At 69.0% G+C, this 11656-nt stretch carries 9 protein-coding genes; 4 read left to right on the top strand and 5 right to left on the bottom strand.

Annotated features, from left to right (window positions below; translation table 11 throughout):
- Window positions 1-294: 294 nt before the first annotated feature.
- The 5 genes from ggt to P7A99_RS04600 form a co-directional block, all read right to left on the bottom strand.
- Window positions 295-2067 carry a gamma-glutamyltransferase gene (gene ggt, locus P7A99_RS04620; RefSeq protein ID WP_277792759.1) on the bottom strand — a complete coding sequence of 591 codons (1773 nt, stop codon included), beginning with the start codon at window positions 2065-2067 and terminating at the stop codon, window positions 295-297.
- A gap of 232 nt (window positions 2068-2299) precedes the next feature.
- Complete coding sequence (locus P7A99_RS04615; RefSeq protein ID WP_277792758.1) at window positions 2300-2791, bottom strand: heme-degrading domain-containing protein; 492 nt, start codon at window positions 2789-2791, stop codon at window positions 2300-2302.
- Window positions 2788-3858 carry an oxidoreductase gene (locus tag P7A99_RS04610; protein WP_277792757.1) on the bottom strand — a complete coding sequence of 357 codons (1071 nt, stop codon included), beginning with the start codon at window positions 3856-3858 and terminating at the stop codon, window positions 2788-2790. The genes P7A99_RS04615 and P7A99_RS04610 overlap by 4 nt, the downstream gene beginning before the upstream one ends.
- 117 nt (window positions 3859-3975) lie before the next feature.
- Window positions 3976-5250, bottom strand: a complete 1275-nt coding sequence (locus tag P7A99_RS04605; RefSeq protein WP_277792756.1) for an MFS transporter — start codon at window positions 5248-5250, stop codon at window positions 3976-3978.
- Window positions 5251-5310: 60 nt separating this feature from the next.
- Window positions 5311-6126, bottom strand: a complete 816-nt coding sequence (locus P7A99_RS04600; protein WP_277792755.1) for a 2-keto-4-pentenoate hydratase — start codon at window positions 6124-6126, stop codon at window positions 5311-5313.
- Between the two features lie 168 nt (window positions 6127-6294).
- Here P7A99_RS04600 and ligD point away from each other — a divergent pair, with 168 nt between their 5' ends.
- The 4 genes from ligD to P7A99_RS04580 are packed head-to-tail and all read left to right on the top strand — an operon-like array spanning window position 6295 to window position 11651.
- The gene (gene ligD / locus P7A99_RS04595) at window positions 6295-8910 is read left to right on the top strand and encodes a DNA ligase D (protein WP_277792754.1); all 2616 of its coding nucleotides are present in this window, start codon (window positions 6295-6297) and stop codon (window positions 8908-8910) included.
- Between the two features lie 40 nt (window positions 8911-8950).
- Entirely contained in the window at window positions 8951-9976 is a 1026-nt protein-coding gene (locus P7A99_RS04590) for an acyltransferase family protein (RefSeq protein WP_277792753.1), read from the top strand.
- Between the two features lie 23 nt (window positions 9977-9999).
- Window positions 10000-10566, top strand: a complete 567-nt coding sequence (locus P7A99_RS04585; RefSeq protein WP_277792752.1) for an RNA polymerase sigma factor — start codon at window positions 10000-10002, stop codon at window positions 10564-10566.
- An 11-nt stretch (window positions 10567-10577) separates the two neighbouring features.
- Entirely contained in the window at window positions 10578-11651 is a 1074-nt protein-coding gene (locus P7A99_RS04580; RefSeq protein WP_277792751.1) for a FecR family protein, read from the top strand.
- Window positions 11652-11656 lie beyond the last annotated feature (5 nt).

Genomic DNA, 11656 nt, shown 5'->3' with positions numbered 1-11656 from the left:
GGAGCGGTCGACGAAGCCGAAACGCTAAACAAACACACGGTCTCCGGGCTCCGCCCGGCCGCTCCGCGCCTCCCCGACCTAACGCGTGTGAACGCGGGAGACTGCAAAGTCGCGCCTCAAGGAACCTCCCCCAGAGGGGGAGGTTCGCCGATCAAGATCCTCGCCCTGAAGGGGGAGGTGGCCCGAAGGGCCGGAGGGGGAAGTTCCCGCTGACTTCAACGAAGCCGCCAACGCCGCAGCAACTTCCCCCTCAGTCGCTCCGCGACAGCTCCCCCTTCAGGGGGAGCATCTTTCTCAATACCCCAGCGCCACCCCGTCCTTGCGCATCTCGGTGGCGGCCGCATAGCGCCCCGGCCAGCGTTCGATGGCCTGGTAGCCGCCATAGCCGCCGGCGTCGGTCTTCAGGGTCCAGCCGATGGCCTCCAGCGCCTTGCGCGTGGCGGCCGGGACGCCGCTTTCCAGGTCGAGCGCGGCGATGTCCTCGGCGGCGATGCCGGTCGGTTCGGGCGAGCCGCCATGGTGCCAGCGCGGCGCGTCGCCGGCTTCCTGCACGCCCAGGCCGAAGTCGACCATGTTGCTGATGATCTGGGTCTGGCCCTGGGGCTGCATGTCGCCGCCCATGACCCCGAAGCTCAGCCACGGCTCACCCTTGCGCGTGGCGAAGCCCGGGATGATCGTCTGGAATGGCCGCTTGCCGGGCGCATAGACGTTGGGATGGCCGTCGGTCAGGGCGAACAGCTCGCCGCGGTCCTGGAACATGAAGCCCAGGCCGTCGGCCATCAGGCCCGAGCCCATGCCGCGATAGTTCGACTGGATGATCGACACCATCATCCCGTCCTTGTCGGCGGTGGTGAAATAGGTGGTGTCGCCTTTGCTCGGCGCCGTGCCCGGATAGGACGGGGTCCAGATCTTGCCGGGCGAGATGAGTTTGGCGCGCTCCTTGGCGTAGTCCTTGGAGATCAGCCACTCGATCGGCGACTTGTAGAAGTCCTGGTCGGCGTAGAAGCGGGCGCGGTCCTCATAGGCCAGGCGCTTGGCCTCGACGGCGTGGTGGATGGCCTGGGCCGACTGGAAGCCCATGCCCGCGACGTCGAACTGCTCGAGGATATTGAGCATCTGCAGGGTGGCCAGGCCTTGGGTGTTGTCGCCCAGGGCATGGACGTCGACGCCGCGGTAGCCGGTGGTGTGCACCGTGGTCCAGACCGAGCGGTGGGCGGCCAGGTCGGCCTTGGTCATCCAGCCGCCGATGCGCTTGAAATAGGCCTCGATCGTCGTGGCGATCTCGCCCTCGTAGAAAGCCCGGCCGCCGCCCTGGGCGATCAGGCGATAGGTGCGGGCCAGCGCCGGGTTCTTGAAGATCTCGCCCTCGACGGGGGTCTTGCCGTTCGGGGCCCAGACCTTCTTGAAGTTCTCGACCTCCTCGATGTTGGAGGCGGGGTTGGTGAAGCGGCGGTGGCTGCCGGCCAGGTAGAAGGCGACGTTCTGGGTGATCGGGTGGCCTTCTTCGGCGGTGGCGATCGCCGGCTCGAACAGTTCGGCCCACTTCAGCTTGCCGTAGCGCTCATGCAGGGCTCGCCAGGCGTCGACGGCGCCGGGCACGCTGACGCTGACCGCGCCGTAGGAGGGGATCTTGCCGTCCTTGGCGCGGCCGCGAACGGTCTCCAGCGACAGCCCCTTGGGCGAGCGGCCCGAGCCGTTGAGGCCCACCACCTTGCGGGTCTTGGGATCCCACAGCAGGACGTAGCAGTCGCCGCCGATGCCGCAGGCGATCGGCTCGCACAGGCCCAGCATGGCGTTGGCGGCCACGGCCGCGTCGGCCGCCGAGCCGCCCTTCTTGAGCACCGCGATGGCGGCCTGGGTGGCCAGGGGATGGGCGGTGGCCGCCGCGCCGTGGATGCCCCAGGCGGCAGAGCGCGAGGCGAAGGTGGCGCCGTCCACCCGGTCGCCGCCGTGCACGTCGGGGCGCTTACGGTTCGGGTTGGGGCCGGTGATGATCTGCGACTGCGCCAGGGCCTGCCCCGCGAAGGCGACGGCGGGCAGGGCGGCGAAGAAGGTGCGGCGGCGCATGTCTCAAGGTCCCCACGAAAACGGCGAGTCCGTTTCTAGGGGCGGCGGGCGAGGGAGGCTAGGCCGTGCGCGAAAAGTGGGGGAGACAGCAGGAACCTCCCCCTCTGGGGGAGGCGGCCATAGGCCGGTGGGGGGAGGTTTTCAGCTTTCGAGGCATCGGCTGGTCAACCAGCAACTCCCCCCACCGATCGCTTCGCGATCGCCTCCCCCACAGGGGGAGGTTCTTCGATCTCTACCCCAGCGCCAGGTCGTCCAGTTCCTTGCCCAGCACCAGGGCCAGGGCCTCGACCACCAGCACGTGGTCCTGGCGTTGCGGCAGGCCCGAGACGGTCACCGCGCCGATGCAGCCCAGGCCCTTCACCAGCAGCGGAAAGCCGCCCCCGTGGGCGGCGTAGTCGCGGGTCGGCAGGCCGTGCTTGGCCTCCAGCGTCTCGCCCTTGGCCGCCAGGGACAGGCCGATGCCGTAGGAACTGCGGTCGAAGTGCAGCACGGTGTTGCGCTTGCGGCGCAGCCAGTCGGCGTTCTCGTGGGTCGAGCCGGGAAGGGCGGCGTGGAACAGCGGCCGGTCGCGCAGCGAGATGTCGATGGCCAGCGGCGCCTTGCGGGCCAGGGCCGCGTCGCGCAGGCCCGCGCCCAGGGCCCAGGCGGCGTCGAGATCGAAGCGCGGGAAGGCCAGGCTGGCCTCCTGGGCGGCGATGCGGTCCATATCGTCCTTGTGGTTCATCGGGCGGCCTCGACCGGCAGTTCGCGGCGTTCGGCGGCCGAGCGGGCGGCCAGATCCAGCAGCTCCATGACCTGCAAGGCTTCTCGCGCCGGCACGGGGTTGGCCGCACCGGTGAGGATCGCGTCGCGGACGCCGGCGTAATAGGCTGCGTAGTCGCCGCGCAGGCCTTGAACGACTTCGCTCGTCAGGGCGTCGCCGTCGGCGCGGGTGAGGGTCCCCGGGCGCGGATCCAGGCCGAAACCCTCGTCGGCGGGGGTGAGGCCGCGCTTGAGCGCATCCTCCTGGGCGTCGAGGCCCTGCTTGACGAAGCTGCCCTTCGTGCCGTGCACGGCCAGGCGCAGGTCGGCCGCCGCGGTCAGCAGGCTGCCGTGCAGGATCACCCGCAGGCTCGGATAGCGCAGTGTGACGTGGAAATAGTCGTCGGCCCCGGCGCCCTGGCGCTGCACGCCGATGTCGGCGTTGACCGCCAGCGGCTGGCCGAACAGCTGCAGCGCCTGGTCCAGCAGGTGCGGGCCAAGGTCGAACCAGGCGCCGGCGCCCGGACCGGCCCGCTCGCGCCAGCGGTCGCGCACCACCGGGCGGAAGCGGTCGAAGTGGCTTTCGTACTGCGTCACCTCGCCCAGGGCGCCGTCGGCGATAAGGCTCTTCAACGTCAGGAAATCGGCATCCCAGCGACGGTTGTGGAACACCGACAGCAGACGGTCGTGGGTCTCGGCCGAGGCGATCAGGGCGCGGGCCTCGTCCAGGGTGACGGTGAACGGCTTGTCGATCACCACGTGCTTGCCGGCGGCCAGCGCCGCCTGGCCCAGCGGGGCGTGCAGGTCGTTGGGCGTGGCCACGACCACCAGGTCGACCGCCGGATCGGCCAGGGCTTCGTCGAGGCTGGCGACGACCTTGGCCTCGGGATGGTCGGCGGCGACCTTGGCCGGGTCGCTCGACACCACGGTGTGCAGCACCAGGCCCGGCGTGGTGCTGATCAGCGGGGCGTGGAAGGTCTTTCCGACATAGCCATAGCCCACGAGGGCGACGTTCAGCGGGGCGGTCGTGGTGGGAGACAGCGTTGTCATGCATCCAATCTAGGCCGTGATCGCGGCGAGGTCACGGCGCCGGCGAGGGAAATGCACAACGAAAAAGCCCCCGGCGCGGCTGCGTCCGGGGGCTCGATTTCAGCGGAGAGGCGAAGATCAGATCTTCACCGGCTCCATCTTGGGGGTCAGCAGGTGCACCACCAGCAGGGCGACCAGATAGGCCGTGCCGGCGACCACGAAGATCGGGGTGTAGGTGCCGATGTCCTCCAGCACCTTGCCGATGTACTTCGAGAACACCATGCCGCCCAGGGCGCCCAGCATGCCGCCGATGCCGACCACCGAGCCGACGGCGCCGCGCGGGAAGACGTCGGAGGGCAGGGTGTAGAGATTGGCCGAGAAGCCCTGGTGGGCCGCGGTCGCGACGCCGATGATCAGCACGGCCAGCCAGACGTTGCTGGCGAACGAGGCGAACATCACCGGCACGGCCAGAAGGGCGCAGACCAGCATGGTCGTCTTGCGGGCGGCGTTGATGCTCCAGCCGCGCTTCATCAGGTTCGACGACAGCCAGCCGCCGCCGACGCTGCCGACGTCGCTGAGCAGGTAGATGGCGATCAACGGCGGTCCGAAGGTCTTCAGGTCCAGGCCGTAGCGCTTGCCCAGGAAGTCGGGCAGCCAGAACAGGAACATCCACCAGATCGGGTCGATCAGGAACTTGCCCAGCGAGTAGGCCCAGGTTTCGCGCTTCGTCAGCAGCTTGGCCCAGCCGATCTTCTCGACCGGATCGGCCGGATCCTGCTCGATGTGGGCCAGTTCGGCCGCGCCCAGCTTCTTGTGCTCACGCGGGCGGCGGTAGACCAGCAGCCAGATCGGCAGCCAGATCAGGCCGGCGACGCCGGTGACGATGAAGGCCATCTGCCAGCCGAAGGCCAGGGTGATGCCCGGCACGACCAGCGGGGTGACAATGGCGCCGATGTTGGTGCCGGCGTTGAAGATGCCGGTGGCGAAGGCGCGTTCCTTCTTGGGGAACCATTCGGCCACGGCCTTGATGCCGCCCGGGAAGCCGCCGGCCTCGCCGATCCCTAAGCCCATGCGGGCGAAGATGAAGCCGGAGAGGCCGCGCGCGCCGGCGTGGGCGATGTGGGCGATCTGCCAGATGGCGAAGGCGATGCCGAAGCCCCAGCGGGCCCCGATCTTGTCCATGATCTTGCCCCACGCCAGGTAGGCGATGGCGTAGGAGAGCTGGAAGTAGAAGACGAGGTCGGCATAGTCGCCCTCGCTCCAGCCGAACTCCTTGGAGAGGTTCGGCTTGAGCAAGCCGATGGTCTGCCGGTCCACATAGTTGATGACCATCGCCGCGAACAGCAGGCTGACGATCACCCAGCGATAGCGCCCGATCTTTTCAGACGGCGCGGGGGCCGCGGATACGTCCATGGACTTCGTCTTCCTTACCCTAGTCTTTGTTCTGGTTCGTTATTCTGGGGCTGCCCGCCGTCAGGCGGGAACCGCCCTGCAGCGGACCTCGCCCAGCGGGCCGAAGCTTATGGTCGACTCGTCGCCGGCGGCCACATCGTGGATGCCGGTGCTGGCCCCGGTGGTGACGATCATGCCCTTCTTGAGGGGGCGGCCGCGCGAGGCGACGTGGCCCAGCAGGAAGGCCAGGGCCGCCAGCGGCGAGCCCGGGATCGAGGTCGCGCCGCCCTTGCCGACGCTCAACCCGTTGACGAAGGTCTCGGCCGGCATGGCTTCCCAGCCGATCTCGCGCCAGTTCTCGATGACCGGACCCAGGATCTGGCCGTCGTTGTTGCCGAAGTCGGAGACCACGATGGGCGGGCCCAGCTCGTTGATGGTCTTCAGCGGGCTGCCGGCGATCTCGACGCCCAGGATCAGCTCGCCGACATAGTCGGCGGCTTCTTCCGCGGTCCACTCGGTCTTGCCCTCGGGGGCGTCCTTGGAGAGGCGAATGATGAACTCGGCCTCGACGGCGGTGAAGCCGCCGGCGATGGCGCGGAACGGCGTCGGCTCGGCCCCGGCGTCCCAGACGTTCTTCGCAAAGATGCAGCCGGCCAGGCGGTCGACGCCCAGGCGCTCGCGGTGCTGCGGGGGAACCAGGCCGACCTTCCAGCCGACCAGTTCGTCGGGCCACAGGTCGATGGCGATGTCCTGCACCGCATAGCCGTCGGCCATCGACTGGGGCAGGGCGCCGCCGGGATAGCCGGGAACCGAAACGCCCTTCTGGCGGGCTTCGACGAATTGGGGGGCGATCGACGCCGGTGCGAATAGGTCGCTTTGCGCCTCAGAAACGGTCACGCCGCGTAGCCTCCCTCGAATTACTCATGACTGGCCCGTTCGTCGGACCTGCGTCGTCTCTAATGGAAACCGGTGTCATTGACAATTGGTCCACCTAAACATGTCCCGGCGTGGAGGGGAACCGTTCATGCGCTCGGAGACTCTTGTTTTCAGAGAAGGATCGGGACGATGGCGCAGTCGCAACTGACCGAATACCGCCGCAAGCGCGACTTCGGAAAGACCGCCGAGCCCAGCGGCGAGCGCGCCGTGGCGGCCGCGCCGCACCTGCGATTCGTCATCCAGAAGCACGACGCCACGCGCCTTCACTACGACTTCCGGCTCGAGGTCGACGGGGTTCTGAAATCCTGGGCGGTGACCAAGGGGCCGTCGCTGGATCCAGCCGACAAGCGTCTGTCGGTCGAGGTCGAGGACCACCCCCTCGACTACGGCGACTTCGAGGGCGTGATCCCCAAGGGTCAGTACGGCGGCGGCACGGTGCAGCTGTGGGACCGCGGCTTCTGGGCGCCCGAGCCGGGCTTCGAGGATGTCGGCAAGGCCCTGAAGAAGGGCGAACTGAAGTTCGTGCTGGAAGGCGAGCGGCTGCACGGCGGCTGGGTGCTGGTGCGTATGAAGCACGACCGAAACGCCAAGGACGGGAAAGGAAAGCGCAGCAACTGGCTGCTGATCAAGCACGCCGACGAGGCTGCGCGGCCGGGCAAGGGCGCGGCGATCCTGGAGGAGGATCGCTCCATCGCCTCGGACCGCCCTATGGCCGACATCGCGGCGGGCAAGGGCAAGCCGCCCAAGCCGTTCATCTTGAAATCCAAGGGCAAGGCCGATGCGGTTTGGAAATCCCGCACCAAGGCCGAGCGTGAGGTCCTGGCCAAGGAGGCCGTAGAGCTCCGGAGTTTCGCGCCGGCGAAAAAGACGGCCGGGGCAAAGCCCCAGGGCATGCCGCGCTTTGTCGAGCCCCAGCTATGCAAGTCGGTTGATCGCCCGCCGGCCGGCGAAGGCTGGGCGCACGAGATCAAGTTCGACGGCTATCGCCTGCAATTGCGCATAGAGGATGGTCGCGCCAGCTTGCGAACCCGCAAGGGCCTCGACTGGACCGACAGGTTCGCCGGGATTGCCGAGGCGGCCGCCGACCTGCCCGACGCGATCATCGACGGCGAGGCGGTGGTGCTGGACGAGGCCGGCCAGCCCGACTTCGCGGCCCTCCAGGCGGCGTTGGCCGAGGGCGGTGAAGGCGAGATCATCTTCTTCGCCTTCGACCTGCTGTTCGAAGGCGGCGAGGATCTGCGGACCCTGCCGCTGCGCGAGCGCAAGGCGCGGCTGAAGGCGCTGCTGGGCGATGACGAACCGCGCCTGCGCTATGTCGACCACTTCGAGACGGCGGGCGACGCGGTGCTGCTGTCGGCCTGCAGGCTGGAGCTGGAGGGGATCATCTCCAAGCGCCTGGACGCGCCCTATCGCTCGGGCCGCAGCGAGACATGGACCAAGGCCAAGTGTCGGGCCGGCCATGAGGTGGTGATCGGCGGCTGGACAACGACAGGCAGCGCTTTCCGTTCGCTGATCGCCGGGGTAATGCGCGATGGCGAGCTGGTGCATGTGGGCCGCATCGGCACAGGCTTCGGCAAGGACAAGGTCGCAAAGCTGCTGCCGAAGCTGAAGGCGCTGGAAACCGACCGCTCGCCGTTCAAGGGCAAGGGCGCGCCGCGCGACGCCGCCAATATCCATTGGGTAAAGCCCAAGCTGGTGGCCGAGATCGAATATGCCGGCTTCACCGGCGAAGGCGCGATCCGCCAAGCCGCCTTCAAGGGCCTGCGCGAGGACAAGCCCGCCAGCGAGGTCGAGGCCGACGCCGTGCCGGCCAGCAAGGCGGAACTGGCGGAGCCGAAACCCAAAGTGGGAGCCAGGTCCGACAGCGTCGTGCTGGGCGTGGCGATCTCGAAATCCGACAAGGCGCTGTGGCCCGACGCCGGCGACGGCGAGCCCGTGACCAAGCTCGATCTGGCCCGCTACTACGCGGCGGTGGGAGAGTGGATGCTGCCGCACATCAAGGGCCGCCCGGCCTCGGTGATCCGCGTGCCCGACGGCGTCGGCGGCGAGACCTTCTTCCAGCGCCACGCCATGCGCGGGATGTCGTCACTGATCGAGACCGTGACGGTCAAAGGCGATCGCCAGCCCTACATCAAGTTCGACCGGGGCGAGGCTCTGGTCGCAGCCGCCCAGATCGCCGCCGTCGAGATCCATCCCTGGAACTGCCAGCCGAACGATCCGGAGGTCGCCGGCCGCCTGGTCTTCGACCTCGATCCCGCGCCGGAACTGACCTTCGACGACGTCATCGCCGCCGCCCGCGAGATGCGCGACCGGCTTGAGGAGATGGGCCTCGTCTCGTTCTGCAAGACCACCGGGGGCAAGGGGCTGCACGTGGTCACGCCGCTGTCTGACAAGGTTCCCTGGGACCAAGCCAAGGCCTTCGCCCGCGAGGTCTGCGCCCGCATGGCCGCCGACGAGCCCGACCGCTACCTGATCACCATGAGCAAGAAGGCCAGGGCCGGCCGGATCTTCCTCGACTATCTGCGCAACGACCGCACCAGCACGGCGGTGGCCCCGCTTTCGGCGCGGGCGCGGCCGGGAGCGACGGTTTCGATGCCGCTGAACTGGACACAGGTGAAGGCGGGCCTGGATCCGACGCGGTTCACGGTCCGCACCGCGCCGGGCCTGATCGGCAAGAGCACGGCCTGGGCCGACTATGCGGAGGCGGCAAGGCCCCTGAAGGCGGCGATCAAGCGGCTGGGGTAAGGGGTTGCCCCGCGCCCCCGCATCGTGACACCACCATGTGGTGGCGATCGCGGCGACCAGAGACGAAGGACGGTTCACCGCCCTGGACGGGCTGCGCGGCGTCGCGGCTCTGGGCGTGCTGCTCTACCACATCGCCGACTGGTCGGGCCGGCGCGGGCATTTCGCGCACGGCTACCTGGCGGTCGATTTCTTCTTTTGCCTTAGCGGCTTCGTTCTGGCCCACGCCTTCGAGCAGCGGCGGATCGGCTTTGGCAAGTACCTCGTCGCCCGCTGGGTGCGGGTCTGGCCGATGTTGGCCATCGCCACGGTCGCCGGCGCGCTCTTGACCGGCAAGGGCGACGCCGAGACCTGGATCGACTTCGCCAAGGGCCTGCTGCTGATCCCCAAGTTCGCGCCGATGGAGGCGGGGACGTTCCCGTCGCTGTTTCCGTTCAATCCGCTGGCCTGGTCGCTCTGCCTGGAGGTGCTGGTCAGCCTGGCCTGGTATCCGTTCCGTCGCGCGCCGGACATGGCGGTGATCATGTTCATCCTGATGTCGGGCGCGGCCCTGCTGTTCGTGGCCATCGGCATGGGCGGATTGCAGACCGGCTGGGACCAGGCGACCTTCGGCCTGGGCGTGCTGCGGGCGGCCTTTCCGTTCGCCATCGGCTGGATGTGCTGGCGCCACCGCGCCGCCTTCGCCGCCCGCAAGACCTGGCTGCCGGCGGCGCTGCTGCTGGTCGTGCTGTTCCTGCCGGTGTGGCCCAGCCGCGTGGCCAACGGCCTTTACGACTTCGCCTGTTCGACCTTGCTCTTCCCGGTGCTGGTGCTGCTGGGCGCCTACGATCCCGGCGGTCGGCTGGCCAGGCTGTGCGAGCGGCTGGGCGGGGTGTCCTATCCCCTGTACGCCCTGCACTGGGCGTTCTGGTACGTGATGATCTCGATCTATCCTAACGGCTGGAAGCGCGACCTGCCGCTGTGGTTCTGCGTCCTGGCCTTCTTCGTGCTGCCGACGGCCTCCTGGGCCGCCTGGCGCTGGGTGGAGACCCCGCTGCGCAACCGCCTGAAGCGACTGACCGGAACCTGAGACCAGAAAATCGTCGCCCGCTGGTGTGCATCCGGCGAGGATGTGCGTCATGCACTCCGGGAAAGCTGTCGAGACGGACCGTGCGGGCCAAGAGTGAACAGGACCTGGGGAGCTTGGATCGGCGCTATCGGCCAGCGCTGATGGCGTTCTTCATGCGCCGCGCCGCCAGCCACAGCGACGCCGAGGACATGACCCAGGAGCTGTTCGCCAAGCTGGCCCTGAGCGACGGCGAGCGGACGATGGACAACGCCGACGCCTACATCTTCCAGATGGCCGCCAACCTGCTGCGCGACCGGGCGAGGCGCGAGCGCGTGCGGTCGAGCTACAGCGCCGCCATCCGCGCCGAGCCCTTGGATCTAGAGCCTCTCGATCCCGCCCGTGTGCTGATGGGGCGCGAGCGCCTGGGCGAGGTGTCAGACGCCTTGCGCGAACTGCCCGAGCGCACCCGCGCCATCTTCCTGCTGTTTCGGCTGGAGGGCATGAAGCAGGCCGAGTTGGCCGAACTCTACGGCATGACCACCAGCGGCGTGCAGAAGCATATTCTCAAGGCCATGGGCCACCTGACCAAGCGTACGAGGGCCAGGGAATGAGCGGGCCCGAGATGAACCACACACCCGCCGAGGCGGCCCTGGACGCGGCCGCCGCCTGGTGCGTTCGCCTGGCCGAGGGCGAGCTGTCGCCGGCCGAGCAGCGCGAGCTCGAGGCCTGGTTCGACGCCGATCCGCAGCATCGCGAACTGCTGGACGACGCCGTCTCGGCTTGGCGCGCGGTGGACGAGCAGGCCATGAGCCCGGGCATGGTCGCCCTGCGCGGCGAGGCCCTGGAAGACCTGCGTCGGGCCCAGCAGGCGCGGTGGTCGCGCAGGCCCGGACGTCGCGCCGTGATCGGCGGCGCGATCGCCGCCTGCTTCGTGGCGGCCCTGGCCGGCGGCGCGCTTGTCTGGCGCGCCAGCCTGCCGGACGTCTATCGCACCACGGAGGGCGAGCGCCGCATCGTCGAGCTGCCCGACGGTTCGCGCGCGTCGCTGGACGCGGCCACCGTGCTGCGCGTGCGCTATGACGGCGGCCGACGCCGGCTTTGGCTGGACGAAGGGCGCGCCAAGTTCTCGGTGGCCAAGGATCCGCTGCGGCCCTTCTCGGTGGCCGCCGACGGCAAGCTGGTGGTCGCCACCGGCACGACGTTCAGCGTCGAGCGCCTGCCGGGCCAGATGCGCGTGGTGCTCTACGAGGGCCATGTGGCCGTGCTGGACGGGGAGGGCGCCCGGGGGCGTCCGCCGCCGTCCTTGAAGGTCGACGGCGCGCCGGCCGAGCGCCTGCTGACGCCGGATCACGAACTGGTCGCCTCGACCACTTCCGGCGCGACCGTGGTCTCGGCCACCGATCCCTCGCGCGCCGCCTCGTGGGAGAGCGGCCAACTGGTGTTCCAGGACGAGCCCATGGACCTCGCCGTCGAGCGGGTGAACCGCTACGCTCGCGAGAAGCTGCGGATAGCCGATCCGGCGGTGGGCCGGCTGAAGATCAGCGGCGTCTTCACCTCGGGCGACACGCGCGCCTTCGTCGACGGCGTCACGGCCGTGCTGCCGGTGCGGGCCGAACCCGCGTCTGGTGAGACGGTGCTGCGGATTAACCGCGGGCAAAAAAAGATCAGCGGCGCTGGTGAGTCTTCCGCAGAGTGAGGCGT

Source organism: Caulobacter endophyticus (genome assembly GCF_029543245.1).
In the GTDB taxonomy this organism is placed as follows: domain Bacteria; phylum Pseudomonadota; class Alphaproteobacteria; order Caulobacterales; family Caulobacteraceae; genus Caulobacter; species Caulobacter endophyticus_A.
The sequence above is the reverse complement of the archived record's forward strand: the minus strand, read 5'-3'. Positions and strand labels throughout refer to the sequence as shown.